This window comes from Intestinimonas sp. (genome assembly GCF_026169115.1).
GTDB lineage: Bacteria > Bacillota > Clostridia > Oscillospirales > Oscillospiraceae > Intestinimonas.
In genome coordinates this window covers 1-26429 of record NZ_JAPFEA010000005.1, presented here as the reverse complement: position 1 = coordinate 26429, position 26429 = coordinate 1, and the positions used below count along the sequence as shown (strand labels likewise).

25 protein-coding genes are annotated in these 26429 nt (G+C 64.5%); 7 read left to right on the top strand and 18 right to left on the bottom strand.

Translation table 11 applies throughout. The features are described 5' to 3' along the window. Positions 1 to 58: 58 nt before the first annotated feature. The 8 genes from Q0Y09_RS00355 to abc-f form a co-directional block, all read right to left on the bottom strand. Positions 59 to 1468: an aminopeptidase gene (locus Q0Y09_RS00355; RefSeq protein ID WP_297716383.1), complete on the bottom strand. Its 1410-nt coding sequence runs from the start codon at positions 1466 to 1468 to the stop codon at positions 59 to 61. A 16-nt stretch (positions 1469 to 1484) separates the two neighbouring features. Then, the gene (gene coaE / locus Q0Y09_RS00350) at positions 1485 to 2084 is read right to left on the bottom strand and encodes a dephospho-CoA kinase (protein ID WP_297716382.1); all 600 of its coding nucleotides are present in this window, start codon (positions 2082 to 2084) and stop codon (positions 1485 to 1487) included. Continuing rightward, a complete protein-coding gene (locus Q0Y09_RS00345) occupies positions 2081 to 2815 on the bottom strand; it encodes a hypothetical protein (protein WP_297716381.1) in 735 nt (244 codons plus the stop codon). The genes coaE and Q0Y09_RS00345 overlap by 4 nt, the downstream gene beginning before the upstream one ends. 58 nt (positions 2816 to 2873) lie before the next feature. Continuing rightward, a complete protein-coding gene (locus tag Q0Y09_RS00340) occupies positions 2874 to 3890 on the bottom strand; it encodes an L-threonylcarbamoyladenylate synthase (protein WP_297716380.1) in 1017 nt (338 codons plus the stop codon). Positions 3891 to 4043: 153 nt separating this feature from the next. After that, entirely contained in the window at positions 4044 to 4301 is a 258-nt protein-coding gene (locus Q0Y09_RS00335) for a hypothetical protein (RefSeq protein ID WP_297716379.1), read from the bottom strand. Positions 4302 to 4317: 16 nt separating this feature from the next. Further along, the gene (prfA, locus tag Q0Y09_RS00330; RefSeq protein ID WP_297716418.1) at positions 4318 to 5382 is read right to left on the bottom strand and encodes a peptide chain release factor 1; all 1065 of its coding nucleotides are present in this window, start codon (positions 5380 to 5382) and stop codon (positions 4318 to 4320) included. Positions 5383 to 5414: 32 nt separating this feature from the next. Then, positions 5415 to 6221, bottom strand: coding sequence for a YdcF family protein (locus tag Q0Y09_RS00325; protein WP_297716378.1), 807 nt, complete (start codon positions 6219 to 6221; stop codon positions 5415 to 5417). Continuing rightward, on the bottom strand, positions 6218 to 8104 hold the full coding sequence (gene abc-f / locus Q0Y09_RS00320; protein WP_317380318.1) for a ribosomal protection-like ABC-F family protein: 1887 nt from the start codon (positions 8102 to 8104) through the stop codon (positions 6218 to 6220). Before abc-f ends, Q0Y09_RS00325 begins: the two co-directional genes overlap by 4 nt. An 84-nt stretch (positions 8105 to 8188) precedes the next feature. On the opposite strand from abc-f, the gene mtnA reads away from it, so the two are divergent. After that, on the top strand, positions 8189 to 9211 hold the full coding sequence (gene mtnA, locus Q0Y09_RS00315; RefSeq protein ID WP_297716376.1) for an S-methyl-5-thioribose-1-phosphate isomerase: 1023 nt from the start codon (positions 8189 to 8191) through the stop codon (positions 9209 to 9211). 57 nt (positions 9212 to 9268) lie between these two features. Here mtnA and murF read toward each other — a convergent pair whose 3' ends face one another. The 6 genes from murF to tsaE form a co-directional block, all read right to left on the bottom strand. Then, positions 9269 to 10663: a UDP-N-acetylmuramoyl-tripeptide--D-alanyl-D-alanine ligase gene (gene murF, locus Q0Y09_RS00310; protein WP_297716375.1), complete on the bottom strand. Its 1395-nt coding sequence runs from the start codon at positions 10661 to 10663 to the stop codon at positions 9269 to 9271. 28 nt (positions 10664 to 10691) lie between these two features. After that, positions 10692 to 11747, bottom strand: a complete 1056-nt coding sequence (locus Q0Y09_RS00305) for a D-alanine--D-alanine ligase (protein ID WP_297716374.1) — start codon at positions 11745 to 11747, stop codon at positions 10692 to 10694. 220 nt (positions 11748 to 11967) lie between these two features. Further along, positions 11968 to 12549 carry a GNAT family protein gene (locus Q0Y09_RS00300; protein ID WP_297716373.1) on the bottom strand — a complete coding sequence of 194 codons (582 nt, stop codon included), beginning with the start codon at positions 12547 to 12549 and terminating at the stop codon, positions 11968 to 11970. Next, positions 12549 to 13181, bottom strand: a complete 633-nt coding sequence (gene upp, locus Q0Y09_RS00295) for a uracil phosphoribosyltransferase (protein ID WP_297716372.1) — start codon at positions 13179 to 13181, stop codon at positions 12549 to 12551. The genes Q0Y09_RS00300 and upp overlap by 1 nt, the downstream gene beginning before the upstream one ends. 1 nt (position 13182) lies before the next feature. Then, positions 13183 to 13914: a tRNA (adenosine(37)-N6)-threonylcarbamoyltransferase complex dimerization subunit type 1 TsaB gene (gene tsaB / locus Q0Y09_RS00290; RefSeq protein ID WP_297716371.1), complete on the bottom strand. Its 732-nt coding sequence runs from the start codon at positions 13912 to 13914 to the stop codon at positions 13183 to 13185. Next, positions 13911 to 14339 (bottom strand): tRNA (adenosine(37)-N6)-threonylcarbamoyltransferase complex ATPase subunit type 1 TsaE, encoded by a 429-nt coding sequence (gene tsaE, locus Q0Y09_RS00285; RefSeq protein ID WP_297716370.1) that lies wholly within the window; start codon positions 14337 to 14339, stop codon positions 13911 to 13913. The genes tsaB and tsaE overlap by 4 nt, the downstream gene beginning before the upstream one ends. Positions 14340 to 14523: 184 nt before the next feature. Between tsaE and Q0Y09_RS00280 the strand changes: the two genes are divergently transcribed. Next, positions 14524 to 15714, top strand: coding sequence for an FtsW/RodA/SpoVE family cell cycle protein (locus Q0Y09_RS00280; RefSeq protein WP_297716369.1), 1191 nt, complete (start codon positions 14524 to 14526; stop codon positions 15712 to 15714). A 100-nt stretch (positions 15715 to 15814) separates the two neighbouring features. Beyond that, entirely contained in the window at positions 15815 to 17134 is a 1320-nt protein-coding gene (locus Q0Y09_RS00275; RefSeq protein ID WP_297716368.1) for an S-layer homology domain-containing protein, read from the top strand. 101 nt (positions 17135 to 17235) lie between these two features. Here the strand turns inward: Q0Y09_RS00275 and Q0Y09_RS00270 are convergent, their stop codons facing one another. Both Q0Y09_RS00270 and Q0Y09_RS00265 read right to left on the bottom strand, forming a co-directional pair. Next, positions 17236 to 17739, bottom strand: coding sequence for a GreA/GreB family elongation factor (locus Q0Y09_RS00270; RefSeq protein WP_297716367.1), 504 nt, complete (start codon positions 17737 to 17739; stop codon positions 17236 to 17238). 12 nt (positions 17740 to 17751) lie between these two features. Further along, the gene (locus Q0Y09_RS00265) at positions 17752 to 18204 is read right to left on the bottom strand and encodes a helix-turn-helix transcriptional regulator (RefSeq protein WP_297716366.1); all 453 of its coding nucleotides are present in this window, start codon (positions 18202 to 18204) and stop codon (positions 17752 to 17754) included. A gap of 183 nt (positions 18205 to 18387) precedes the next feature. Between Q0Y09_RS00265 and Q0Y09_RS00260 the strand changes: the two genes are divergently transcribed. Both Q0Y09_RS00260 and Q0Y09_RS00255 read left to right on the top strand, forming a co-directional pair. Then, positions 18388 to 20511 (top strand): alpha-amylase family glycosyl hydrolase, encoded by a 2124-nt coding sequence (locus Q0Y09_RS00260; protein WP_297716365.1) that lies wholly within the window; start codon positions 18388 to 18390, stop codon positions 20509 to 20511. Between the two features lie 15 nt (positions 20512 to 20526). Further along, the gene (locus Q0Y09_RS00255; protein ID WP_297716364.1) at positions 20527 to 21945 is read left to right on the top strand and encodes an APC family permease; all 1419 of its coding nucleotides are present in this window, start codon (positions 20527 to 20529) and stop codon (positions 21943 to 21945) included. A 41-nt stretch (positions 21946 to 21986) separates the two neighbouring features. On the opposite strand, the gene Q0Y09_RS00250 is transcribed toward Q0Y09_RS00255, so the two are convergent. After that, on the bottom strand, positions 21987 to 22793 hold the full coding sequence (locus tag Q0Y09_RS00250; RefSeq protein WP_297716363.1) for a MerR family transcriptional regulator: 807 nt from the start codon (positions 22791 to 22793) through the stop codon (positions 21987 to 21989). 90 nt (positions 22794 to 22883) lie between these two features. Here Q0Y09_RS00250 and Q0Y09_RS00245 point away from each other — a divergent pair, with 90 nt between their 5' ends. Beyond that, positions 22884 to 24200 carry an MATE family efflux transporter gene (locus Q0Y09_RS00245; RefSeq protein WP_297716362.1) on the top strand — a complete coding sequence of 439 codons (1317 nt, stop codon included), beginning with the start codon at positions 22884 to 22886 and terminating at the stop codon, positions 24198 to 24200. A 73-nt stretch (positions 24201 to 24273) separates the two neighbouring features. Here the strand turns inward: Q0Y09_RS00245 and nth are convergent, their stop codons facing one another. Next, on the bottom strand, positions 24274 to 24918 hold the full coding sequence (nth, locus tag Q0Y09_RS00240; protein WP_297716361.1) for an endonuclease III: 645 nt from the start codon (positions 24916 to 24918) through the stop codon (positions 24274 to 24276). Positions 24919 to 25104: 186 nt separating this feature from the next. Here nth and glyA point away from each other — a divergent pair, with 186 nt between their 5' ends. Continuing rightward, the gene (gene glyA, locus Q0Y09_RS00235) at positions 25105 to 26346 is read left to right on the top strand and encodes a serine hydroxymethyltransferase (RefSeq protein WP_297716360.1); all 1242 of its coding nucleotides are present in this window, start codon (positions 25105 to 25107) and stop codon (positions 26344 to 26346) included. Positions 26347 to 26429: the final 83 nt, after the last annotated feature.

Sequence of the window (26429 nt, the reverse complement as noted above, 5' to 3'; positions counted from 1 at the left end):
GACGCAAGAAGCGCCGTTCCTGTCACAGACAGGAACGGCGCTTTTGTCGTTCAGGCGCTTATTTGGAGCGATAGACCGCCTTCATGGCCGCGTAGGTCATATAGCAGTCCAGCTTGGACACGGTCTCGAAGGGGGCGTGCATGCTCAGCACCGGCACGCCGGCATCCAGGGTGTCGATGTCCCGGTTGGCCATATAGCAGGCCACGGTGCCGCCGCCGCCGGCGTCCACCTTGCCCAGCTCAGCCATCTGCCACACGACCTCGGCCCCATCCAGCACGGACCGGATCTTGGCCACCACCTCGGCAGAGGCGTCGGAGGAACCGGACTTGCCCCGGGCGCCGGTGTACTTGGCCAGGCCGATGCCGTAGTTGACCATGGCGCTGTTGCGCTTTTCATAGACCTCGGGGAAGTTGGGGTCATAGGCGGCGGTAACGTCGGCGGAGAGGCAGAAGGACTTCTCATAGCAAGCCTTCAGGGGCACCTTCTGGCTGTCGCACAGGTCGGACATAAAGGTGTCGAAGGCGGCGGACTGCATGCCGCTGACGCCCTCGGAGCCGATCTCCTCCTTGTCCGCCAGCATGCACACGGCGGTCTTGGCGGGGGTCTCCTCCAGGTCCAGCAGGCCGGCCAGGGCGGCGTAGCCGCAGACCCGGTCGTCGTGGCCGTAAGCGCCGATGAGGGAGCGGTCAAAGCCCACGTCGGAGGCGCGGAAGGCGGGAACCACCTCCAGCTCGGCGGAGATGAAGTCCTCCTCCACGATGCCGTACTTCTGGTTGAGGATGTCCATGACGGCCAGCTTCACCCGGTCAGAGCCCTCGTCGCCGGCAAAGGGACGGCTGCCGATGAGGACATTGAGGTTCTCACCGGAGATGGCCTCGCCCATGCTCTTCTTGGACTGCTCAGCGCCCAGGTGGGGCAGCAGGTCGTCGATGGTGAAGATGGGATCGCCGGCGGCGGGACCCACCACCACCTTCACGGTGGAGCCGTCCTTCAGGGCCACCACGCCGTGGAGCTCCAGGGGGATGGTCACCCACTGGTACTTCTTGATGCCACCGTAGTAGTGGGTCTTGAGGAAGGCCAGTTCGGCCTCCTCATAGAGGGGGTTGGGCTTCAGGTCCAGGCGGGGAGAGTCGATGTGGGCGGCGCAGATGTTGGCGCCCTGGTCCAGGGACTCGGTCCCCACCACGGCCAGCATGATGGCCTTGCCCCGGTTGGAGCGGTAGACCTTGTCGCCAGCCTTGAGCTCCATGCCCCGGACGAAGGGCTTGAAGCCCTTGGCCTCGGCCATGGCGATGGCGCTCTCCACCGCCTCCCGCTCGGTCATGCTCGCGTCCAGAAACTTCTTATAGTCCTCACAGTAGCTTTTCAGCTCCGCCTCCTGGGCGGCGCTGATCCGGTCCCAGCCGTTCTTGGGCCGGTACAGGAGCGCATCCCGGCGCTGATCGCCGGCAGTCTTTTTCTCTTCCATGGGAATGACCTCCTATTTATCGATCTAAAATTTCGGTAAAGAGGACCAGGGCCCGGGCCCCGAAGGTCTCGGGCGTATCGTCCTCTGTATTTTCCAGGATATAGCCGCAGTTGGCCCGGAAGAAGTCCTCCCCCTTCTGGGCGCTCACCCGTTTGCGGGCGTATGCTTCGGAAATGCCTTCCCGGGCCATGATGCGCCGGACGCGCACCTCTGCCGGGGCGATGATCCCCACGATGGTGTCGCACCGCGTCCCCAGACCGCTCTCAATGAGGGCGATGGCGTCGATGGCGGCGGCGGGGCAGCCGGAATCCTCCGCACCGGCGAGCAGCTGGCCGATGGCCTCCCCCACGAAGCGGTGGGTGATGGCGTTGAGCTCAGCCAGGGCGGCAGGATCGGTGAAGACCACCTCTCCCAGCTTTTTGCGGTCGATCCCGCCGTCGGCGTCGCAGATGTCCCCAAACCGGGCCGTCAGGGCCCCGCGCAGAGGGGCGCTCTCCGTCAGCAGCCGGTGGTACACCGCGTCGGCGTCGATGATGCAGGCCCCCAGGGACGTGAGGGCGTTGAGCGCCGTGGTCTTGCCCGCCCCGGTGGGGCCGGTGATGCCAATGATCTTCATGCCGGGACCTCCTTGGCGGACACCTCCGCCTGTTTCAATATGCAGCGTAGCCGAATGGCCAGCACCAGGTTGACCACTGGCATGAAGCTGAGCAGGATATGGACCACCAAGGCGCCACCGCTCTTTTTTGCCAGCAGACAGCCCCGGAGCATACCGTGGGCCAGATAGAGCGCCTGCACAACCCACAGCAGGCCGATGAGCATAGCGCACAGCAGGATGAGGGGGTCAATGACGATGGCTGCGATGGCCACATGGAACACCAGGTGCATCATGGGCCACAGGACGACCAGCACCAGAGGGTAGAAGGGCAGCATCCATGCCGGCCCTTGAAACATGCTTTGGAGTCCCACCGCAGCCAGCACATAGCCGCCTACCACCACCATCTGAAGGGGCAGGCCCACGATCAGGCCGTCATCCAGTAGTCGGACTGCCCGCCGGGCCGGTGAAACGTTCCTTCGGTGCATGGGGGTGAGGTTGGACCGGAGCAGCACATAGAGCCCAAACAGGGTCCCGGGCAGCGTGGACAAAGCCACCTTCCCCCACACCAGCAGAGAACCGCCCTCCAAAGTCTCCATGAGGGCCAGCAAGGCCAGGGCCACCGTCCACACCACGGAGCAGAAATAGCCCAGTGCGGTCAGCAGCACACAAATTGGATGCCCCAAATCCATCTTTTTCCGGACATCCAACACCACCAAAAGGATGAGGACCAGACAGACTACCAGTACCGCCATGGAATTTTTCCCCCCTCCACCGGTATCATACACCATTTTTTCCGTTCCGTCTACAACCTCAGCTCAGATCAACGATATGGAAGCCCGCCGCCTTGTTGAGGCGGTTGGAGACGGCCAGACCGATCCCTCCCTCGTCGGGGCATTGGGACCAGATGGCGGTGACATCGGTGCCGTCGAAGGCCCGGAGGGCATCGAAGACATTGCGGGCCTGGGCGGCCTTGTCGGCCGCCGGACCCAGCCGCTCCACGGTGTGGCCGGCGTAGAGACCGGCATACTCGTCAAAGCAGACCACGCCCTCCCCCTCGCCCAGGTGGGCCTGGATGTAGGCGGCAGTGGCCGCCGCCTCCCCCTTCACCACGGTGACGGGGGCCTTGGGGGCGTAGTGGCGGTATTTCATGCCGGGGGCGCGGGGGTGCTCCCCCGCCCCCATGAGCCGGGTGACCGCCGGGTCCACATCCACCTCCCCCAGGGCCTCCCGCAGGGATTCCAGGGTGACGCCGCCGGGCCGCAGGAGCCTGGGCGGCGCAGCGGTGAGGTCGATGATGGTGGACTCCACCCCCACGGCGCAGGGGCCGCCGTCCACGATGCCGTCGATCTTCCCCTCCATGTCCTCCAGCATGTCGGCCATGTTGGTGGGACTGGGGCGTCCGGAAGTGTTCCCCGACGGAGCCGCCACCGGCACGCCGGCGGCGGCGATGACGGCCCGGCACACCGGGTGGGCGGGACAGCGCATGCCCACGGTGTCCAGTCCGGCGGTGACCGCATCTGGCACCACCGGCCTGCGCCGCAGGATCATGGTGAGGGGGCCCGGCCAGAACCGCTCCGCCAGAATGTAGGCGGCCTCCGGGATGTCCGCACAGTACCGCTCCAGCCAGTCTGCCGACGGGATGTGGAGGATGAGAGGATTGTCCTGGGGCCGGCCCTTGGCCTCGAAAATATGGGCCACCGCCGCCGGGTCCAGGCCGTTGGCCCCCAGGCCGTACACCGTCTCGGTGGGGATGCCCAGCAGTCCCCCCCGCCGCAGGATGGCCGCGGCCTCCTCTATCTGGACGCCGGTCATTTTCTCTGTCTTCATGCTCTCTTCGCCTCGTTCCCCGTGCTCAGCGCCACTGCTCCCGGCCCCGCTCCCGGCAGGTGAGCACCAGACCCACCACGCCGGCGGCGATGAGAACCGCACCGAACACGATATTGATGATGGAAATGGCTGTTTTCATCCGGTACTCCCTCCTCACTCGTAGATGCCAACCGGCACCCCCGCCAGCTCAATGGTGGTGTCCGGGGCGAACTCAGCCTTTTGCAGATAGCCCTTCACCGTTAGAATACCGTACTTGGGGTTGACCTTCTCATCCTCCAGCTCCAGCTCAATGTGGTCCGGGCCAGAGCCGGTGAGCCAGCCGTCGTCCTCCAGCAGGAGGGCCAGGTCGGATTTGACAGCCTCCAGGGTCAGACCCTGGGGCAGGGTATTGAAATGGATCAGCAGTTCCATGGTCTTCGCACTCCTTTTATTCCTCTTGGCCGGCCTTCATGCGCTCGGCCTGGTCGGCGGTGACAAGGCCGTCGATGACCTCGTCCAGGTCCCCGTCCATAATGGCGTCGATCTGGTAGAGCGTCAGGCCGATGCGGTGGTCGGTGACCCGTCCCTGGGGAAAATTATAGGTACGGATGCGCTCGTTGCGCATGCCGGTGCCCACCTGGCTGCGCCGCTCCGCCGTCACCGACGCCTCCTGCTCCCGGACCTTCTCCTCATAGAGCCGGGATCGCAGCAGCTGCATGGCCTTGTCCCGGTTCTGGAACTGACTGCGCTCCTGCTGGCACTCCACCACCGTGCCTGTGGGCTTGTGGATGAGCCGGACGGCGGAGGAAGTCTTGTTCACATGCTGTCCCCCAGCTCCGGAGGAGCGGAAGACCTGCATCTCAATGTCGGCGGGGTCAAGCTCAAAATCCACCTCATCCACCTCGGGCAGCACCGCCACTGTGGCGGTGGAGGTGTGGATACGCCCTCCCGACTCGGTCTCAGGCACCCGCTGGACCCGATGGACGCCGCTTTCAAATTTCAGGCGGCTGTACGCCCCCTCCCCGTCAATGGTAAAGCAGATCTCCTTCACGCCGCCCAGCTCGGTCTCGCTGGACGAGTCCACCTCCACATGCCAGCGCCGGGACTCGGCGTACATGGTATACATGCGGTAGAGGGAGTGGGCAAAGAGGGCCGCCTCCTCGCCCCCCACGCCGGCCCGGATCTCCACAATGACGTTTTTTCCGTCGTTGGGATCCCGGGGCAGCAGCAGGAGCTTGAGCTTCTCCTCCAGTTCGGCCAGGTCGGCCTTGGCGGCGGCATACTCCTCCTGGGCCAGCTCCTTCATGTCCGGGTCGGACAGTAGGGACTCTGCTTCCTGGAGGTCCTGCCGCCGCCTGACACAGGCCCGGTAGGTCGTGACCACCGGCTCCAGCTCCCGCTGCTCCCGGTTGAGCCGGGCCACCCGGTCCGGGTCGCCGTAGGTCTCCGGCGCCGCCAGGCGGGCCTCCACCTCGGCGTATTGATTTTCCAATACCTTGAGCTTTTCTTCCAGCATAGTGTGCTCCTCAAAATGGGTTTTGATGTCTACCGATCCAGCAACCAGGACTTGACCAGGGCAAAAGGCTCCCGAAGATACATGGACAGCCGGGAGGGCAAATGACTGGAGGGGGCCGCCAGGGTGGAAAGGGCGCCCGTCCCCTCCCACGCCCGGCCCCACAGCAGCCGGATGCGGGCAAGGTGGAACCCGTTGGACACCGCCAGGACCTTCCCTGCGGGCTCCACCGCGCCGTCCCGGAACAGCTCCATGGTATACCGAACATTCTCCCAGGTGTTTCCGGATTGGTCCTCCAGCACGATGTTCTTCCCATTCACGCCGTGTTCCACCAGATAATCGTACATACACTGGGCCTCGCTCATGGGCTCGTCAGGGCCCTGGCCCCCGGAAACCACCACCGTCATGTCCGGATGATCCTCCAGATAGGTGAGGGCGGCGTCCAGCCGGTCCCGGAGGAGCTCCGACGGTCCCCAGGGCTTCACCTGGCAGCCGAAGATGACCATGACCTCCGGCTCCTCCTCCCCCTGGGCGATCTCGGTCCGGGCACCGGTGAGCACCACCCCCTCCAGGGCGGCAAAGGCGATGAGAGCCAGGGCCAGAAGGGCCAGAAGGATGCGCCGCAGCACCCGCCCTGTGGTGACCGGGCACCGTGCCGTGAGACCGTAGAGCACCAGGTATCCGCCCCCCGCCGCCGGGAAGGCGGCGAACTTCCGCAGGCTGAAGGGGGCGAGCAGGAACATCCCCAGCCCAAAGGCCAGCAGAAGCACGCCCAGCCCCAGCAGGATGCCGCCCCAGCGGCCATTCCCCTGATAAGGCCGGTAGGCTCTCCTGTTCACTCCGCCTTCACCTCCTCCAGCTCGGCGCTCAGCCGCTCCCAGACGGCATAGAGATGGGCGATCTCCTCCTCCAGGGCGTCCCGCTGCTCGTAGAGCTCGGTGAGCTTCAAATAGTCGCTGCTGGCCGCCTCGATCTCCTGGGTGAGGTCGTACATCCGCTCCTCGGCCCGGGTGACCTCCCGCTCGGCGGCGGCCACCTCCTTCTCCAGCAGCTTGGTGCCGCCGGTGCGCTTGGGCTTCTCCTTTTTGGGGGGCGCCTCCTCCCGCTTTGGCGGCGGGACGGGCAGTTTCTTGTCCTTCCAGGCCCGGTATTCGGCAAAGGTGCCGTCAAAATCGGTGATCCCGCCGTCCTCCAGCATCCAGATCCGGGTGGCAAACTGGTTGATGAAGTACCGGTCATGGGAGACAAAGAGGAGGTTGCCCGTATAGTCGGCCACCGCCTCCTCGATCCACTCCCGGGAGTTGAGGTCCAGGTGGTTGGTGGGCTCGTCCAGGATGAGGAGGTTGATCTTGCTGTCCATGAGCATGCACAGCCGCAGACGGGACTGCTCGCCACCGGAGAGGGCGGAGACGCTTTTGAAGACGTCCTCCCCCCGGAAGTCAAAGGCGGCCAGCCGGTCCCGGGCCTCCTGGGTGGAACAGTTCTGGGCGTAAAGCATGGTGTCCACCAGATTCCGGTCAGGCCGGTCAAAGTGGATGATCTGGGGCAGGTAGCCGATCTTCACCGTGGGGCCCAGGCGGATCTTGCCCTCATCCGGGGTCTCCTCCCCCATGATGAGCTTGATGAGGGTGGACTTTCCGGTCCCGTTGTCCCCCAGCAGGGCGATGCGCTCGCCCCCCACCACCTCCAGGTCCACATGGTCGAAGAGGGTCCGGTCTCCGAAGGATTTTTTCAGGTCCTTCACCACCATGACCTCATCGCCCCGGAACTCCCGCTCGCCGAACTTGATCTCCAGCTTTCGGTCCTTGCGGGGCTTGTCGGTCTTGCGCAGGCGCTCGATCCGCTTTTCCATGGAGAAGGCCCGCTTGAATACCTTGTCGTTGCCCGAGTAGGCCCAGACCCGCAGCCGCTCGGCCGCCGTCTGGAGCTGCTCGATCTTGGCCTGCTCCTTTTCGTACTGCCGGAGCTGTTCCTGGTAGCGGCGCTCCTTCTCCTCCACATAGTAGCTGTAATTGCCGGCATAGAACTCGGCTTTGCCGTTTTCCAGCTCGATGACCCGGCTGACCACCTTGTCCAGGAACCAGCGGTCATGGGAGATGGTGAGCACGGTGCCCTTGAAGCGGGAGAGATAGTCCTCCAGCCACTCGGTGCAGCGCAGATCCAGGTGGTTGGTGGGCTCGTCCAGCAGCAGCACATCGGTGTCCTCCAGGATGAGCCGCCCCAGGTTGACCCGGGTCTTCTCGCCGCCGGAGAGGTCGGCAAAGGGCCGCTGACGCATGTCCGGGGAGATGTCCAGGCCGTTGCAGACCTTGTTGAGGGGGGTCTCCACGTCGTAGCCGCCCCCCGACTCGTAGGCGGCGGACAGGGCGTCGTACCGCCGCAGGAGGGCAGGGTCGCTCTCCCCCGCCGCCATTCGGGCGGTGAGGGACTCCATTTCCACCTCCATGGCGCTCAGCCGCTGGAAGGCCGCCCGCAGCACCATCTCCACGGTGTAGCCGGCGGGATAGACGGGGATCTGGGAGATGAGTCCCACCCGCTTGCCGGAGGCCACCGATACCTGGCCCTCGTCCGACTCCAGCTCCCCGGTGAGGATACGGAACAGGGTGGTCTTCCCCGCTCCGTTTTTGCCCAGCAGGCCCACCCGTTCCCCGGTGTCCACCTGGAAGGTCACCCCATCCAGGATCTTCCGGCCCACTTCAAATTCTTTGCTGACGTTTGACACAGATATGTCTATCATTCGTTTACTCCCGCTCCACGATGTGGTATGATATGAACATCAAATCTCAACTGTAAGGAGGTATGTCCCATGGACGCCATCCGCTGGCTGGGGGAATCCCTTGCCCTTCTCGATCAGACCCGGCTCCCCACGGAAGAGATCTGGGACGACTACACCGACTATCGAAGGGTGGCCGAAGCCATCCGCCGCCTGGTGGTCCGGGGGGCGCCGGCCATTGGCATTGCCGCCGCCTACGCCGTGTGCCTGGCCGCCATGGAGTTCCGGAACCGGGCCCCCGGGGCGTTCCGCTCCGGCATGGACCAGGCCCTGGAGACCCTGGCCGCCAGCCGGCCCACCGCAGTCAATCTCTTCTGGGCCCTGGACCGGATGAAGCGCATCCTCGCCGCTGGCGTCGGTCCGGAGGTCATCCCTGCCCTCCTTCAGGAGGCCGAGGCCATCCATCGGGAGGACATCGCCATGAACCGGAAGATCGGCCGCTTCGGCGCAGAGCTGGTGCCCCACGGCGCCCGCATCCTCACCCACTGCAACGCCGGGGCCATCGCCACCGGCGGCTTCGGCACCGCCCTGGGGGTGGTGCGGGCCGCCCACGCCAGAGGGAATGTGGAGATGGTCTACTGTGACGAGACCCGCCCCCTCCTCCAGGGGGCTCGGCTCACCGCCTGGGAGCTGGTGAAGGACGGCATTCCCGCCACCCTCATCACCGACAACATGGCGGCCTCCCTCATGGCCCAGGGCAAGATCGACATGGTCTTCCTGGGCTGTGACCGCATGGCCCGCAACGGCGACTTCGCCAACAAAATCGGCACCTACGGCGTGGCGGTGCTGGCCGCCTACCACGGCATTCCCTTCTACACCGTCCTGCCCTCCTCCACCATCGACATGTCCATCCCCGACGGGAAGCACATCGTCATTGAGGAGCGTGACCCCGCCGAGGTCACCCATTTCGCCGGGGTACAGACGGCGCCGGAGGGCGTCGGGGTCTGTAATCCCGCTTTTGATGTAACGCCCCACCGGCTCCTCACCGGGATCGTCACCGAAAAGGGCGTCATCCATCCGCCTTTCGACGAACGTCTGGCCGCCCTGTTCGGCTGAATCTATCCTCCAAAAGCCGTGCCGCGATTGCGGCACGGCTTTTTCCTTTTACAGCTTTTATGGCTCCGCCGTGATGGATTTGAGGTAGTCCACAAATTCCTCAAAGGCCATACCACGGGATGCCTTGACCAGGATGGTGGCGTCCGGGCGCACCAGCTGCCCCAGGATGGGCTCGGCCTCCTCCTTGGTCCGGCACCAGTAGGCGTCGGCCAGACCGGCCTCCTGGGCCGCCTGATAGATGTGCTGGGCCAGCTCGCCCACCGCCAGCAGGCAATCCACCCCCGCCTTGGCCAGGTAGGTGCCAACGCCGGCGTGGAGGGTGGGGGCGAAGGGCCCCAGCTCGAACATATCCCCCAGCACGGCAATCTTATACCCTCCGCCGGTTTTGGCCAGCACCTCCACCGCCGCCCGCATGGACTGAGGGTTGGCGTTGTAGGTGTCGTTGAGGACTGTGATGCCCTCCCCCCGCTTGAGGATGTTCATACGCATCTTGGTAGGGGCAAACCGGAGGATGCCCCGGGCGATCTCCTCCCCCGTCATACCGAAGTGTTCCGCCACGGCGGCCGCAGTGAGGGTGGGATAGAGCATGTGGCTGCCCAGGGCGGGGATCCGGGCGTCAAAAGCGGCCCCAGGGGTGGTCACATGGCAGCAGACGCACTTCTCCCCGTCCGCCGATACGTCCGTGGCCCGGTACTCCAGGCCCTCTGCCGCGCCCACTGACACCGTCTCAAAGGGCAGAGTGGGGCGCAGGCCGGTGAGGAGGGGGTCATCCCCGTTGAGGATCACAAAGCCCTTTGCCGGGTCCATGTGGGTGAAGATCTCGCACTTGGCCTTGAGGATGTTTTCCCGGGAGCCCAGATTTTCGATGTGGGAGTCCCCGATGTTGGTGATGACGGCCACGTCGGGCTCCACAATGGCGCTGAGGTACTCAATCTCCCCAAAATGGTTCATTCCCATCTCCAGCACACAGACCTCGTGGTCGCGGTTCAGGCGCAGCAGGGTGAGGGGAAGCCCCACCTCATTGTTGAAGTTGCCCTCCGTCTTGAGGACCCTGAACCGCTCCCCCAGCACCGCCGCCACCATGTCCTTGGTGGTGGTCTTCCCCACGCTGCCGGTGATGGCCACAAAGGGGATGGAGAAACGCTTTTTGTACCACCGGGCCAGATCTCTCAGGGCCTTCTGGGTGCTGCTCACCTTGATATAAAATTTTCCGGGCAGATAGCTCTCCCGCTCCCGCTGGGTAAAACAGCCGGCGGCCCCGCCCTCCAGGGCGTCGTTGATGAAAGCATGGCCGTCAAATCGCTCCCCCACCAGGGGAATGAACAGCGCGCCGGGGTCCGGCTTCCGGCTGTCGGTGAACACATGGGTCACGGTCTGGTCCAGCTGGTCGAAGCCGCCCAGCAGACTGCCGTCCACAGCGCCGACGATCTCTCGTATGGTAATGGGCTCCATAGTATGACCTTCTCCTTTTCCGCGTCTCTCAGCGCCCGGCCCTTCTGGCCTCCAGAGAAGCCAGAAGGATGCGCTCGCAAAGGGTCGGATAATCGATGCCCACCGCCGCTGCCTCTTGGGGCAGGAGGCTGGTGGGCGTCATGCCGGGCAGGGTATTGATCTCCAGAAACCAGGGCTTCCCCTGGGCATCCACAATGAAATCACTGCGGGAGTAGACCGCCAGACCCACCAGGGCATGGACCTTCCGGGCCGTCTCCTCCAACAGGGCCTCCAGGCCGGCGTCCACCGGCGCCGGGCAGACCTCTACCGCCGCTCCGGGCTGATATTTGTTCTCATAGTCGTAGAAGCCCTCCCGGGGAATGATCTCAATGGAGGGCAGGGCCTCTTCCTCCAGTACGCCCACCTGGATCTCCCGGCCCGAGACATACTGCTCCACGATGACCCGGCCTCCGAAGTTCAGCCCTTCGGTGAGGGCGGCGGCCAGCTGGTCGCAGGTATGGGCGATGGAGACGCCGATGGAGGAGCCCGAGTCCATGGGCTTTACCACCAGGGGGAGGGTCAGGCTCCGGCTCAGGGCGGAGATCTCCTCCGCGCCGTATTCCAGCAGCTTCCACTGGGGAGTGGCGATGCCGGCTTGGGCGCACAGCCGCTTGGTCAGGTCCTTATCCATGGCGACGGCGCTGCCCAGGTGGCCCGAGCCGGTGTAGGGGATACCCATGAGGTCCAGGGCGGCCTGGACCCGCCCGTCTTCGCCGCAGGCGCCGTGAAGGGCCAGGAAAACGGCGTCGGCCCCGGCGCACAGTTCCAGCACCCCGGGCCCGAGCTGGCTTGCGCCCTTCCACTTCCGGCGGGCCTTCACCGCCTCCAGGTCGGGGGCGGCGTGATCCACTCTCCGCCATTTCTCCGGGGCCGGGGCGTCATAGACCTCCTCCGGCGTCCCCTCCCAGTTCTCCAGTCCAAAATACAGGTCCACCAGGGCCACCCGGTGGCCGCGGCTCCGCAGGGCCTCCGCCACCATGACCCCCGAGGACAGGGATACGTTCCGCTCCGGACTCAGCCCGCCCGCCAGAACCACGATCTTCATGCACACAAAACTCCTCTCAGGGATGGATGCTCACTGCCAGCATATGCCGAATCGCCGAAAAAGGCGCTCAGTTTCCAGTGTTTCTCTCACGTAATTTATTATTTTACCATATAGACATAAAAATCTCAACAGAAATGTCCGCCCCTGGGCGCAAAGGCGCGGCGCAGATGGTCCCCATCTGCGCCGTTTCTCTCCGTTTTCCCGGTTTTTCGGTTCCCGGTCAGCTGGCCGGGTCTTCCTCCCCGGACCAGAGCTCCCGGCGAAGGACCATGTGTATGTGGTCCTCCCACATGCCGTTGATCTTCAGGTATTTGAGGGCCAGTCCCTCGTGGTAGAAACCGGCCTTCTCCGCCACCCGGAGCGAGGCGCGGTTCCGGGGCATGATATTGGCCTCGATACGGTGGAGCCCCAGGTCGGCAAAGGCAATGTCCGCGGCGGCCTTCACCCCCTCGGTCATATACCCCTGACAGAGGAGGGCCCCATCCAGCTTATAGCCCAGGTGACAGGACTGAAAGGCCCCCCGGACCAGGTTGCTGAGCCCCACCATGCCCACGATCCGCTCCGGCTCCTCCCGCAGAGAGAGGTAAAATCGATAGCCCCGGTCCTCCTCCGCCAGGCGCGCGTCCTGCTCCAGGGAGGCCCGCTGGCGCTCCAGCGTGAAGAAGTCCTCCCCCCGCTCCGGGTCAAAGGCAGAGAAAAAAGTCCGGTTCCGGCAGTAGTAGTCGGTCAAGGCAGGGGCAAAGGACGGCGCGGCCAGCCGAAGGGCCAGCCGCGCCGTCTCATAGACAGGCTTACACCTCATTATTTGGTGCCGAAGATCCGGTCTCCGGCGTCGCCCAGGCCGGGAACGATGTAGCCGTGGTCATTGAGCTTCTCGTCCAGGGCGGCGCAGTAGATCTCCACGTCGGGGTGGTCCTTGCGGACCCGCTCCACGCCCTCGGGGGCGGCGATGATGTTCATGAGCTTGATGTGCTTGACGTCATAGTTCTTGATGAACTGGATGGCGGCGGAGGCGGAGCCGCCGGTGGCCAGCATGGGGTCCAGGATGATGACGTCCCGCTCGGAGATGTCGTTGGGCATCTTGCAGTAGTACTCCACCGGCTCCAGGGTGTCGGGATCCCGGTACAGGCCGATGTGGCCCACCTTGGCGGAGGGGATCAGGGTCAGGATGCCGTCCACCATGCCCAGGCCGGCCCGGAGCACGGGGACGATGGCCAGCTTCTTGCCCGCCAGGGCCCGGAAGGTGCCGGTGGCCACAGGCGTCTTGATGGTGACCTCCTCGGTGGGCAGGTCCCGGGTGGCCTCATAGCACATAAGGGTGGCGATCTCGGAGACGATCTCACGGAACTCCTTGACGCCGGTCTTCTCATCCCGGAGAATGGACAGCTTGTGTTGGATCAGAGGGTGGTCGAAAATGTGTACCATATTATCCATGTCATTCTTCCCCTTTATCGTTTTTCATGGTCATTTCTTTTTCTCTGGCCAGCCGCTCCCGCTCCGCCTGGGAGAGCCGGTGGTAGACGGGCGAAAGGGCCGCAGCGGACACCAGTCCGTCGTTCCGGGCCAGCTCCAGAGCCCCACGGGCCACTCCCCACGCGCTCTGCATACGCAGATGGGGCGGCGCCAGCTCCACCGGCAGGCCGCGCCTGGTCAATTCATTATAGCACAGCAAAGCGCCGTCTCCAACCAGTATTTGCGTTTTTTTGCACGCCTCCAGCTCCGCCGCCAGATCCTCAATGGAGATGGCCCGGTCAGGACACAGCCGGGTGAGGGCGCCGCCCCCGGCCTGGAACCGGGCGTTGTAGACCTGAGACCGACGGGCGTCCATGACGGGGCAGATCTCTCCCTCCACATGGGCCAGGCTCCAGGCCATGGCCTCCAGGGTGGAGACGCCGGCACAGGGCTTGTCTCCGGGCCAGGCCAGACCCTTGGCCGCCGCCACGCCGATGCGCAACCCGGTGAAGGAGCCGGGCCCCGCCGCCACGGCGATGACTTCCATCTCTTCCAGGGTAAGGCCGCAGTTTTTCAGCAGGTCGGCGCACATGGGCAGGAGGGTGCGGCTGTGGGTGAGGCCGCTGTGCTGGAAGGACTGGGCGATGAGCCGCTCGTCCTCGCACACCGCCGCAGAGCAGGCCACCGCAGAGGACTCCAAAGCCAGGATCTTCAATCCAACCTTCCTCCTCCCACAGTAATGATCCGCTGACTGTCGTCCCCGCCCCGGCGGATGTCCACCCGGAGGCAGTCGCCGTCCAGCGCGTCGGAGACGTTCTCGCTCCACTCCACGGCGCACACGCCGCCCCGGGCCAGGTAGTCCTCCCAGCCGATGTCGAAGAGCTCGTCAGCCGAGCCCAGGCGGTACATGTCGAAGTGGAACAGGGGCAGTCTGCCCCCCTCATACTCATTGACGATGGTGAAGGTGGGGCTGGTCACCCGCTCCCGGACGCCCAGGCCCCGGGCCAGGCCCCGGACAAAAGCCGTCTTCCCCGCGCCCAGGTCCCCGGTGAAGGCGATGACAGTCCCCGGCGTCAGCCGTCCGGCCAGGGCCTCCCCCAGGGCCTCAGTCTCCTCCGGGCTGTTGGTCACATGCTCCAACGAGCTCCCTCCTCTTTTTTACCATCCAGTATACGATATCTGATTTATTATAGCATAAAAAAACACCGCTGTAAAACCTGTTTACGAAATCCGCCCAAAGTGGTACAATATCATCTATCCTTTCATGTCTTATCCCTTCCGGCCGGACTGCCGCCGGAATGTAAAAAAGGAGTGTTCACCGCCCGTGTGGCTCACTGACTGGGTCAAAGAATTTTTCCGCAAGGCGGACATGGTCCTCCTTGCCCTCATCCTGGCCGCCTCCCTCTTCGGGGTGGCCCTCATTTACAGCGCCACCCGCTACCTCTACCCCAACAACACCCGCTACGTCCCCATTCAGCTCGTGGCCATCGCCCTGGGAGTGGTGGCCTACTTTGTCATGTCCTTCGTAGATGTGGAGCTCTTCACCGAAAAGAGCTGGAAGTGGATGTTCGGCTTTAATGTCTTCATCATCCTTCTGCTCAAGACCCCCTTCGGTACCGGGGCGGAGAGCACCGGCAACAACTCCTGGCTGGCCTTTCCCTTCCTGCCCATCAACATCCAGCCCGCCGAGGTGGCCAAGGTCTTTTTCGTCCTCCTCCTCGCCCTCCAATGCCGCAAGCTCCAGGACTGGGGCATCAGCCGCTTCACCTCCGTGGTCCAGCTGGCGGGGCACACCCTCTTCATGGCCGGGCTCATTGCCATGGTCTCCGGGGACTTCGGCATGGTGCTGGTCTACCTGGGACTCTTTGTCGTCATCGCCTGGACGGCGGGGGTCAAAAAGCGTTGGTTCCTCCTGGGGGCCGCTTCGGTGGTGGGGGCCTTCCTCCTGGTCTGGGACCACATCCCCGCCTACATCCAGGGCCGGTTCACCGTGGTGGTGGACCACATCCTGGGCAATCCGGATACCCTCCACAACCAGACCCAGGGGGACGGCTGGCAGCAGACCCGCAGCATCCTGGCCATCGGCAGCGGCGGGGTCTTCGGCCAGGGCTATCTCCAGGGCACCCAGACCCAGAGCACATCCAAGTCGGCCCTCCCCGCCCGGCACACCGACGAGATCTTCGCCGTGTGCGGCGAGGAGCTGGGGCTCATCGGCTGTGTGGCGGTGATGCTCCTGCTCACCGCCATCATCCTGCGCTGCATCTGGGTGGCCCGCCGGGCGGCCAGCCCCATGGCGGCCTACATCGCCATGGGCTACGCCGCCATGCTCCTTCTCCAGACCGGCATCAACATCGGCATGTGTCTCTACGTCTTCCCGGTGGTGGGTCTCACCCTCCCCTTTTTTAGCTACGGCGGGTCCTCCATCATCACACTCTACGCCTGCATGGGCATCGTCTCCGGCATCAAGATGCGCTCCCTGCCAAGCTGGCTGCGGGACCGGAGCCAGCTGAGCTAGCTTCGGGGCAATTTCTGCCTTCCGGACTGGAATAATCTCTCGGCAAGCGTCCAAACTAAGACCACATCCTGACCCTGTGTCATTGAAGGAGGTCTTTGTTTTGAACTCTCCCCATTCCCTGCGCCGGGGCGTGCTGCTGCTTCTGATGGCCGCGCTCTCCGTGCTCATGGCCCTTCCCGTCTCCGCCCAGCTGCTCAGTCCTGAGCCGGAGGCCCCCGCCGTGGCCACCTTTGCCAAAAACGGTACGCCCCGGGAGGTCTTCACCTTCTCCGCCGACGACTTTCTGGTGGAGAACAGCGACGTGGGCCTGGACTCCATCGTGCTCGCTTCCCTGCCCGACTCCAACGCCGGCGTGCTCACCCTGGGCGGCATAGATCTGGCCGCCGGCGAGGCGGTGGCTCTGGAGGCCGTCTCCGGCATGACCTTTACCCCCAATTCCGCCCCCACGGTGGCCACCACCAGCTTCTCCTTCACCCCCGTCTTTGCCGACGGCTCCGCCGGCGCGGACGTCACGGTGGACCTCTACCTGCTCACCGCCGAAAACTCCACCCCCATCGCCCGGGATCTGGCGCTGAGCACCTACAAAAATGTGGCCGTACAGGGTCAGTTCTCCGCCGTGGACCCGGAGGGCGAGCTACTCACCTTCCGTCTGGCGGACAAGCCCGCCCGGGGCGCTGTCACCCTGTCCGAGGACGGCTCCGCCTTCTTCACCTATACTCCCTATGAGAACAAAACCGGCAAGGACTCCTTCACCTACGTGGCCGTGGACGCCGTGGGCAATGTCTCCGAGCCCGCCACCGTGAAGGTGAAGATCGAAAAGGCCAACACCAAGGTGACCTACGCCGACATGGAGGGGCAGAGCGCCCACTGCTCCGCCCTGCGGCTGGCCGAGGAGGGCATCCTCATCGGCGAGTGCATGGGCGGCGCCCACTTCTTCCAGCCCGACCTGCCTGTGAGCCGGGAGGAGTTCGTGGCCCTGGCCATGCACACCATCGGGCTTTCCTCTCTGGAAGGCGTCACCCGCACCGGCTTTGCCGACGACGACGTCATCCCCACCTGGGCCAAGGGCTACGTGTCCTCCGCCCTGAAGGCGGGCTACGTCCAGGGCGTGGTCAGCGCCGACGGTGTGGTCTTCGACCCCCAGCGTACCATCACCCGGGCGGAGGCCGCGGTGCTCCTGGACCGGATGCTCCAGGTCACCGACACCGCTGTCACCACCCTGTATACCGACTACGACGCGGCCCCTGCCTGGGCCTGTCAGGCGGCGGCCAACCTGGAGACCGCCGGTGTCCTCCAGGCCAATGCCGACGGCGCCCTCGCCCTCTCCGACTCCCTCACCCGGGCCGACGCCGCCGAATTGCTGTGCGGAGGCCTGGACGTGCTGGAGAGCCGGAAAGACCAGGGCTGGTCCCTCTGGTGAGCGCCGCCCTCTCCCTGTACCTGCCGTTTTCGCGACGCTGATCTTCTCAGAAATGCAGACCGCGTGTCCCCCGGAGAAGGGGGACACGCGGTCTTTTTGAATCAATAGCTGTTGAGTGGGACGGAGCCGTCGTCTCCCGCCTTTTCGATGCGCTGGATGACCATTTCGTAGCTGAATGCCTCATTGACCTGGACGAGGACCCGGTCCCCCACCTTTTTGCCCAGCAGGGCCCTCCCCACCGGAGACTCCTTGCTGATGAGACCGTGGAGGGCGTCCTGCCGCATGGTGGTGACCACCTGATAGGTCTCAGTCTCGTCATCCTCTTCCAGATAGACCGTCACCTTGTCGTAGAGGCCCACGGCATCCTCCGCGGAGGCGTCCGACACCACCACCGCCGTGCGGATCATGTTTTCCAGAAAGCGGATGCGGCCCTCGTTGCGGTTTTTCTCCTGCTTGGCGGCCTTATACTCAAAGTTCTCGCTCAGGTCGCCAAAGGCGCGGGCCTCCTTCACCGCCTCCAGCAGCTTGGGCCGCAGGGTGATCCGGCGGTAGTCCAGCTCCTCCTGCATCATCTGGATATCCTTTTGCGTCAGTTCATTGTGCATGTGTCTGCCGCCTCACTTCTTGAGTTCCCTGCGCACCGCCTGGGCGATGACGGCCTGCCCCTCCGGGGACCGGAGCACATCCAGCACCATGCCCCGCAGCAGCTCCTGCACGCCCTTGCTGGCCAGCATGGCGTCCAGCATACCGCCCTGGGCCGGCTCCGCCGCCTTGGATTTTGGGGGCTTGGGGGCGGGCTTGGGCACAAAGACCGGCGCCTCGTCGGTAAAGGCGGCGGCGTCCATCCAGTCCTCCTGCCGGGTACGGTCGCTGCTCTCCCCCCGGAGATAGAAGAGGGAGACCCCGAAATAGGACGCGATCTTCTCCTGCTGCTCCTTGGTGGGGGTCTGACGACCCGTCTCAAATTTTTCAACGGCGCTCTTGGGGAGCCCCAAAGCGGCGGAGAGAGCGGGGCGGCTCATGCCCCGTTCCTCCCGCAGCCCCTCCAGGCGCTGGGCCAGTGTGACCATAAAATGACCTCCTTGGTGTGCTTTTCGATGCTATGATTATACCATATCCGTCAAGGGCGCCCCCTTTTGCCCGCGTGCACCGAACTGTCCTCTCGCCAAACCGGTACAGCCGTGGTATAATGGATGCGCCGGCCATGCCGGCCCATACAGCCCGCTATGGGCAGAGATAGGAGCGAACCACATATGGACCACTGGATCAACAGCGCCGTCTTTTATCATATCTATCCCCTGGGCTTCTGCGGCTGCCCGGAATACAACCCCGGCGGAGCCCCCGTCCACAGCCTGGACAAGCTGAGGGACTGGGTCCCCCACCTCAAAGAATTGGGGGTGAACGCCCTCTATCTGGGGCCGGTCTGCCAGTCGGTGAAGCACGGCTACGACACCACCGACTACTACCAGATCGACTGCCGCCTGGGGGACGTGGACTCCTTCGCCGCACTCTGTGATACCCTCCACGAAAACGGCATCCGTGTGGTGCTGGACGGCGTCTTCAACCATGTGGGCCGGGAGTTCTGGGCCTTCCGGGACGTGCGGGAAAAGGGGCAAGCCTCCCCCTACTGCGGCTGGTTCCAGAACCTCAACTTCGGCGGCGGCTCCCCCATGGGGGACCCCTTCTGGTATGAGTCCTGGGGCGGCCACTACGAGCTGGTCAAGCTCAACCTGAAAAACCCCGAGGTCCGGGACCACCTGCTGGGGGCCGTAGGCATGTGGATGGACCGCTTCCACATCGACGGGCTCCGGCTGGACGCCGCCGACTGCGTAGACTTCGACTTCTTCCGGGCCCTCAAGCACTACACCAAGTCCCGTGACCCGGAATTCTGGCTCATGGGCGAGATCATCCACGGGGATTACGCCCGCTGGGCCAACCCGGAAATGCTGGACTCGGTGACCAACTACGAGTGCTGGAAGGGCAACTGGTCGGCCCACAATACCAAGAACTACTTTGAGATCGCCCACTCTCTGGGGCGTCAGTTCGGCCCCGGCGGCATCTACCGGGGGCTGCGGCTCTACAACTTCACCGAAAACCATGACGTGGACCGGCTCTCCAGCACCCTCACCGACCCCGCGCTGCTGGAGAACGTCTACACCCTTCTCTATACCATGCCCGGCGTGCCCTCCATCTACTACGGCGGCGAGTGGGCCGTGGAGGGAAAGCGCACCCCCCACTCCGACGTGGCGCTGCGGCCCTCCCTGGACCTCGCCGACATGGAACGGCGGGACCAGGGCCTGTGCCGCCACCTCTCCGCCCTCTCCCGCATCCGCCGGGCCTTCCCCGCTCTGGCCGTGGGGGACTATGAGAACGTGGTCATCAAAAATGAGCAGCTGGTCTTCCGCCGCGCCACCCCGGAGCAGCGGATCTATGTTCTCTTCAACCTCTCCCATCAGGAGGCCCCCCTGGAGTTCCCCCACAATGAGCCGGTGCTCCAGGACGTGCTGGGCGGCGACGCGCTCTTCCGCAATGACGGTGGCCGGACCTGGCTGGTCATGCCCCCCTGTTCGGCCAAGATCCTGGTGGGAGCCCTGGACCGCTTCACCTGGCAGGCGGAGGAGCCCCAGGCTGTGACCGCCCCCGTGAAGGCGCAGGCCGAGCCTGAGCCCTCTGCCACCCCTATCCCGGAGGTCACGCCGGACCCCGTCCCTGAGCCCCGGACTGAGCGCCCCGAGTCTCAGCCGGCTCCGAAGGCAGAACAGCCGGAGCCCGGGACGGACGCCGGACAGGTGCTCCTCCTGTTGGCCCACCCCAGCGGGGACAGCCTGAATGCCGCCCTGGCCCAGTCCGCCGCCGACGCCCTCCGGGCCAACGGCTACGGCGTGTGGCTCCACAACCTGTGCGCCGAGGGCTTTGACCCGGTGATGACAGCCGACGAGGCTGCGGGCGGCCCATCCGCCGACCCTCTGGTCCTCCAGTACCAGGAGGAGCTGAAGCAGGCGGATGGCATTGTAGTGGTCCACCCCAACTGGTGGGGGCAGCCCCCCGCCATCCTCACCGGCTGGCTGGACCGGGTGCTGCGGGAGGGCGAAGCCTATTCCCTGCCTGTGGACGGCGCAGCCCCCGCTCCCCTGCTGAAGGCCAGGGCCGCTCTGGTCTTCAACACCTCCAACACCCCGGCGCCGGTGGAGGACGCCGTCTTCGGCGACCCCCTCCAGCGCATCTGGCAGGACTGCGTCTTCGGACTGCTGGCCCTACCCGCCTTTGACCGCTGTCTCTTCCGCCCGGTGGCCGGGAGCACCCCGGACCAGCGGAAGCAGTGGCTGGAGGAGACCGCCGCCATGGTATCCGCCTACTTCCCCAAAAAGCGCCGCTGAGAAAGGAGAACCGCCGTGAACAACAGCGCCAAGCAAGGCTCTATCAGCTTTTTCGGACTGGTGGCCATGGGGGTGGGGTGCATGTTGGGCACCTCCTGGCTCCTCCTCACCGGCACCTGGCTGGAGACCGCACGGGGACCCCTCAATCTGGCGGTGGCTTTTCTGCTGTGCATGGCGGTGGAATTCCCCTTCGCCTTTGCCTATATGGAGGCCATCCCCATGCTCCCCCTTCCCGGCGGAGAGGTGGTCTACGCCACCGCCGCCTTCGGCTGCCGGGGCGGCTTTCTGGTGGGCTGGGCCGGGGTCATGATGAACACCATCGTCTTCTGCTGGGTGGACCTGGCCGCCGTGTCTCTGCTGGATGAGCTCTTCCCCGTCCTGGGCCAGACCGGACTTCTCTATACCGCCGGGGGCTATGCCGTCACCCTGCCCAACGTCCTCATCCAGTTCCTCCTGGCCGCTGTCATTCTCTACATCCAGTACCGGGGCGCCAACGTGTGCGCCGCCCTGGCCAAGATCGCCACGGTGGTCCTGCTCTTCATGTGTCTGGCGGGACTCATCGCCGCCTTTGCCCACTTTGACCCAGCCGTCTACGCCTCCGGCGGCGGTCTGGACTTCGACTTTACCGGCTCCATGTCCCTCCTCTCCCTGTTGGTCTTCTCGGTGGCCGGATGGGAGACGGTGGCCAAGGCGGCCTCCGACGCCGAGGGCAAGGCCGCCCGGAAGGCGGGGCTGGCCCTTGTGGTCTGCCTGGTGCTGGTCACGGGCCTTTTGTGCCTGGTCTCCACCGCCGTGGCCGGCAACATGCCCTGGCGGGAGGCCGTGACCTCCACCGCCCCCTTTGCGGACATTCTGGTGGACATCACCGGGGCCCCGGTGGTGCGGGTCCTGCTGCTGCTCACCGCCTTCGTGGGGGCCGTGGGCGTCATGAACTCCACCCTCTACTCCGCCGCCCGGATGCTCTACGGCCTGGCCGGCTCCGACCTGATGAGCCGGTGGTTCTGCCGTCTCCACCCCAAATACGGCACCCCCACCCGCTGCATCTGGGCCTCGGCGGCCCTGGTCCTCCTCGCCCCCTTCCTGGGGAAGCTCTTCTTCCTCCCCCTCATCAACACCGCCTCTCTGGCCACCATCGTCATGTGGGTGACCACCCTCTTCTCTGTACTGCGGCTGCGCCGGACCCATCCGGAGCTCCGGCGGCCCGTCTCCATGCCCGGCGGCAGGGTGACGGCAGTTCTTGGGATCATCGCCTCCCTCTTTCTGACCCTCAATCTCATCCTCCCCTTCTCCCCCGGCGGCATGGGCGGGCTGGACTACCTGCTCTCCGGCGTGCTGGCGGCGGCGGGCGTCCTCCTTTACCGCACCCGGGACCGCTCCGTTACCGATGCTGACCGCCGCCGGCGGATGTTCGGCGGACTTCTGAATGAAATGTAAAATCAGCAGCGCCTCCGGCTTTTGCCGGAGGCGCTGCTGATTTACACCCGCTTTACCTTCACCTGGAGCTCGGTGAGATATTCCTCCTCCAGGTCGGTGTCGTGGGCGTCGATGCGATAGAGCTCCAGGGGCGCTCCGTCCACGGCAAGGTCCAGCTCCTCCGCCCCCCGGAACAGCGTCTCACAGTGTTCCTCCAGCCGCTCATAGGAGCCGCGGTAAAAAAGACTGGCGTACTCTCCCGCCGGCAGTACCGCATCCCACTCCTGGTCCGGTCCGGTGAGGAAAAAGACGAAGGCGAAATGCTTGTAATCCCCCGGGCACATGGCCTTCCGGTCCAGGAGGGCCCCCATGGTCTGTTTGCCCATGATCCGGATGGTATTGCTGTGGCGTTTTTCCAGCTTTTTGAGGAGGAAGTCGATCTCCTTTTCCAGGATCACATCCTCCTGGAGGATGACACAGGGCCGCTCCGGCATGGTGCGGCAGGTCACCACGCCGGTCTCTACGTCCCGGAAGCGGAGCAGACGGTCCCGGCGGTCCCGGCTCTCCCCCTGCATTTCCGTCAGCTCTGCGATCTTTCGCTCCAGCAGTCCCTCCTGCCGCTCCAGAAAGGCCAGGGTCTCTGCCACGCTCCGCCGGTCCAGGTAGGCCCGGATGTCCTCCACCGGCACCCCCAGCTCCCGCTGGGCCCGTACGATGTTCAGGGTGCAGATGTCCCGGATGTGGTAGACCCGGTACCCGTTCTCCTGCCGCTCCGGGTGCAAAAGCCCCTTTTCCTCATAATAGCGCAGGGTGTCCGGGTGGAGCCCAAAGAGCTTGGCCAGCTCGTGGATCTGATAAAGGTCTTTCATCTTTTTTCCTCCTGGCCCTTGACCTTCGTACGGTCCGAGGGTTTATCCTATACTTGCAGACGCCGATCAAATCTGGGAGGTCATCGTATTATGGACCTAATGAAGCGGTTTTTCAAGTTCGTCGTCCCCTCCATCATCTCCATGTGGATCTTTTCCCTCTACACGATGGTGGACGGGGTCTTCGTCTCCCGCGGGGTGGGCGAGATCGCCCTGCGTGCAGTGAATCTCTCCATGCCCTTCACGTCCTTCATCTTCATGCTGGGCATCCTGCTGGCCACCGGTACCTCCACCATCATCTCCATCGCCCTGGGGCAGGGGGATCTGGAGCGGGCCAGGGGCTACTTCAATCAGAATCTGGTGGTGACGGGGGCGGCCAGTCTCCTGCTGACCCTGTTGGTCCTCCTCAACCTGGACGCCGTGGCCCGCTTCCTGGGTGCCACTCCGGACACCCTGGTCTATGTGAAGGAATATGTGGGCACCATCGCCGTCTTTGCCGTCTTTTTCACCGTCTCCTACAATCTGGAGGTACAGGTGAAGGCCAACGGCGCCCCCCACATCAGCACCGTGGGCGTCATCTCCTGCGCCCTCATGAACGTGGTGCTGGACGCCGTCTTTGTCCTGGTCTTCCACTGGGGGGTGTGGGGCGCCGCCTTTGCCACCGGCCTTGCCCAGGTGACCTCCACGGCGGTCTTTTCCGGGTATTTCTTCACCCACCGGCAGCGGCTGCGGTTCCAGCCCTTCCGATGGGAGCTGTCCGCCTATCGGCGCATCCTCCCCCTGGGTCTCTCCGAAGGGCTCAACGAGCTCTCCAACGGCCTGGTCATCTTCTTGTTCAACCACATCATCCTCCGGGTCATCGGGGAGAACGGACTCACCCCCTACACCATCATCAGCTATGTCAACACCCTGGTCCTCATGACCATGACCGGCATCGGCCAAGGCATCCAGCCCCTGGTGAGCTTCCACCTGGGGGCCGGGGAGCGCCCTGTCTGCCACCGCCTCCTCCGGTATGGCGTCACCCTGGCCCTCACCCTCTCTGTGCTCTTCTTCCTCCTGGTAGAGGTGGGGGACAACCTCATCGTGGGCTTCTTCCTGGACCATGAGAGCCCCATGTTCGACTACTCCATCTCCGCCCTGGGGCTGTACGCCTTCTCCTTCCTCCCCCTCGGACTCAATGTGGTGACCGCCGCCTTCTTCACCGCCGTGGAGCGCCCCGCCTTTGCCCTGTCCATCTCCTTCGGCAGGAGTCTGGTGCTGATGGCCGGCTCTCTGCTGGTCCTCTCCACCCTCTTCGGTGACACCGGCATCTGGCTTTCCACCCTCTGCTCCGAGCTGCTGTGCCTGTGTCTCACCGCCTTCTGCGCCCTGCGATACCGCCAGGGCCTGCGCAGAGTCTCGCAATTATAAAGCACAAGCCAAGTCCCCGCGGCCATTGGCTGCGGGGACTTAGCATTTCTACGGGCTCTGCCTCAGCTCCATTTCACTGCGCGTTCTTCTGGAAAAAGGCGCACCAGGGCCGCAGGGTGCAGTTCTGGCAGTCGGGCTTCCGGGCGGTGCACACCGCCCGGCCGTGGAGCACCAGCCGGTGACAGAAGTCGTTGGACTCCTCCGGCGGCAGGATCTTCCGCAGCTGGGTCTCCACCTTGGCCGGGTCCTTGGTGCCGTCGGTGAGGCCCAGCTTGCCCGAAATGCGGATGCAGTGGGTGTCAGCCACCACCACGCCCGGAGTGTGGTAGACGTCCCCCAGGATCAGATTGGCCGTCTTCCGGCCCACGCCCGGGAGCTTCAGCAGATCCTCCATATTGTCCGGCACCTGTCCGCCAAAGCACTCCAGCATCATCTGGGAAGCGGCCACGATGTCCCTGGCCTTGGCCCGGAAAAAGCCGGTGGAGTGGATGTAGGTCTCCACCTCGGAGACGTCGGCCTGGGCCAGGGCCTCCAGGGTGGGGAACCGGGCAAAGAGGGCCGGCGTCACCATATTCACCCGCTCGTCGGTACACTGGGCCGCCAGGCGGACGGAAAACAGCAGCTCATAGGGCTTGGGGTAGTTGAGGGAACAGATCCCCTCCGGATAGAGGGCCTTGAGTTCCTCCACGATGGCTCCGGCCCGTTCTTTCTTTGTCATGTCGGCCATTCCTTTCCATGCCGTACTGTCGGCGGTCTGCCGCCGTTCCCCGTTATCATACCATAAATGAGGACAAGATGCGACCGTGTTTTTCCAAGAATGACAGTTGTATTTCTACGGCAGTTGCGCTATAATGCTTACATGTCACTTTGACACATTACATCCTTGATGAGAGGTGTTACGGCAATGGTACAAGAAATCATCGACTTTCTCACGGTCTCCGATCCCGAGGTAGGCGGCACCATCGCGGCCGAGCTGGCCCGGCAGCGGCGGAACATCGAGCTCATCGCCTCCGAGAACATCGTCAGCGAGGCGGTACTGGCAGCCATGGGCACAGTCCTCACCAATAAATACGCCGAGGGCTATCCCGGCAAGCGTTACTACGGCGGCTGCCAGGAGGTGGACGTCACCGAGAACATCGCCCGGGACCGGGCCTGCAAGCTCTTCGGCGCCGACCACGCCAACGTCCAGCCCCACTCCGGCGCCCAGGCCAACTACGCCGTCTATCAGGCCCTTTGCGACCACGGCGACACCGTGCTGGGCATGGACCTGGGCAACGGCGGGCACCTCACCCACGGCTCGCCGGTGAACTTCTCCGGCAAGAACTACCACATGGTCTCCTACGGGCTCAACGACCAGGGCTACATCGACTACGATCAGGTCCGGGACCTGGCCCGGCAGCATCGGCCCAAAATGATGATCGCCGGCGCCTCCGCCTATCCCCGCATCATCGACTTCAAAGCCTTCGCCGACATCGCCCATGAGGTGGGCGCCTATCTCTTCGTGGATATGGCCCACATTGCCGGACTGGTGGCCGCCGGGCTCCACCCCTCTCCCGTCCCCTATGCCGATGTGGTCACCACCACCACCCACAAGACCCTCCGGGGTCCCCGGGGCGGCATGATCCTCTGCAAGGAGGAGCTGGCCAAGAAGATCGACTCCGCCATCTTCCCCGGCTCCCAGGGCGGTCCCCTCCTCCACATCATCGCCGCCAAGGCGGTGGCCTTCGGCGAGGCCCTCAAGCCCGAGTTCAAGGACTACCAGGGCCGCATCGTGGAAAATGCCGCCGCTCTGGCCGGCTCCCTCACCGAAGCCGGCTTCGACCTGGTCTCCGGCGGCACCGACAACCACCTGATGCTGGTGGACCTGCGAAAGGCCCACATCACCGGCAAGGAGTTGGAAAAGCGGCTGGACGAGGTCCACATCACCGTCAACAAAAACGCCATCCCCAACGACCCCGAGAAGCCCTTTGTCACCAGCGGCATCCGGGTGGGCACCCCCGCCGTCACCACCCGCGGCTTCGGCGTGGAGGAGATGAAGGTCATCGGCTCCCTCATCTGGCAGGCCGCCACTGATTTCGACGCCAAGGCCGACGCCATCCGGGAGACCGTGGCCGGCATGTGTGCCAAGTATCCGCTTTACCAGTAAGCGCTCGGGCCGCAGCCGCCGGGAAGACGGCTCCCCCAGACGAAACCATATACCATGATAGAAAGCCTGTGCCCGGCCGCTCG

Coding starts and splice junctions, on each gene's coding strand:
- Q0Y09_RS00355 (WP_297716383.1), bottom strand. CDS start 1,468: ATGGAAGAGAAAAAGACTGCCGGCGATCAGCGCCGGGATGCGCTCCTG.
- coaE (WP_297716382.1), bottom strand. CDS start 2,084: ATGAAGATCATTGGCATCACCGGCCCCACCGGGGCGGGCAAGACCACG.
- Q0Y09_RS00345 (WP_297716381.1), bottom strand. CDS start 2,815: ATGGCGGTACTGGTAGTCTGTCTGGTCCTCATCCTTTTGGTGGTGTTG.
- Q0Y09_RS00340 (WP_297716380.1), bottom strand. CDS start 3,890: ATGAAGACAGAGAAAATGACCGGCGTCCAGATAGAGGAGGCCGCGGCC.
- Q0Y09_RS00335 (WP_297716379.1), bottom strand. CDS start 4,301: ATGGAACTGCTGATCCATTTCAATACCCTGCCCCAGGGTCTGACCCTG.
- mtnA (WP_297716376.1), top strand. CDS start 8,189: ATGGACGCCATCCGCTGGCTGGGGGAATCCCTTGCCCTTCTCGATCAG.
- murF (WP_297716375.1), bottom strand. CDS start 10,663: ATGGAGCCCATTACCATACGAGAGATCGTCGGCGCTGTGGACGGCAGT.
- Q0Y09_RS00305 (WP_297716374.1), bottom strand. CDS start 11,747: ATGAAGATCGTGGTTCTGGCGGGCGGGCTGAGTCCGGAGCGGAACGTA.
- Q0Y09_RS00300 (WP_297716373.1), bottom strand. CDS start 12,549: ATGAGGTGTAAGCCTGTCTATGAGACGGCGCGGCTGGCCCTTCGGCTG.
- upp (WP_297716372.1), bottom strand. CDS start 13,181: ATGGATAATATGGTACACATTTTCGACCACCCTCTGATCCAACACAAG.
- Q0Y09_RS00270 (WP_297716367.1), bottom strand. CDS start 17,739: ATGCACAATGAACTGACGCAAAAGGATATCCAGATGATGCAGGAGGAG.
- Q0Y09_RS00265 (WP_297716366.1), bottom strand. CDS start 18,204: ATGGTCACACTGGCCCAGCGCCTGGAGGGGCTGCGGGAGGAACGGGGC.
- Q0Y09_RS00260 (WP_297716365.1), top strand. CDS start 18,388: ATGGACCACTGGATCAACAGCGCCGTCTTTTATCATATCTATCCCCTG.
- Q0Y09_RS00250 (WP_297716363.1), bottom strand. CDS start 22,793: ATGAAAGACCTTTATCAGATCCACGAGCTGGCCAAGCTCTTTGGGCTC.
- Q0Y09_RS00245 (WP_297716362.1), top strand. CDS start 22,884: ATGGACCTAATGAAGCGGTTTTTCAAGTTCGTCGTCCCCTCCATCATC.
- nth (WP_297716361.1), bottom strand. CDS start 24,918: ATGACAAAGAAAGAACGGGCCGGAGCCATCGTGGAGGAACTCAAGGCC.
- glyA (WP_297716360.1), top strand. CDS start 25,105: ATGGTACAAGAAATCATCGACTTTCTCACGGTCTCCGATCCCGAGGTA.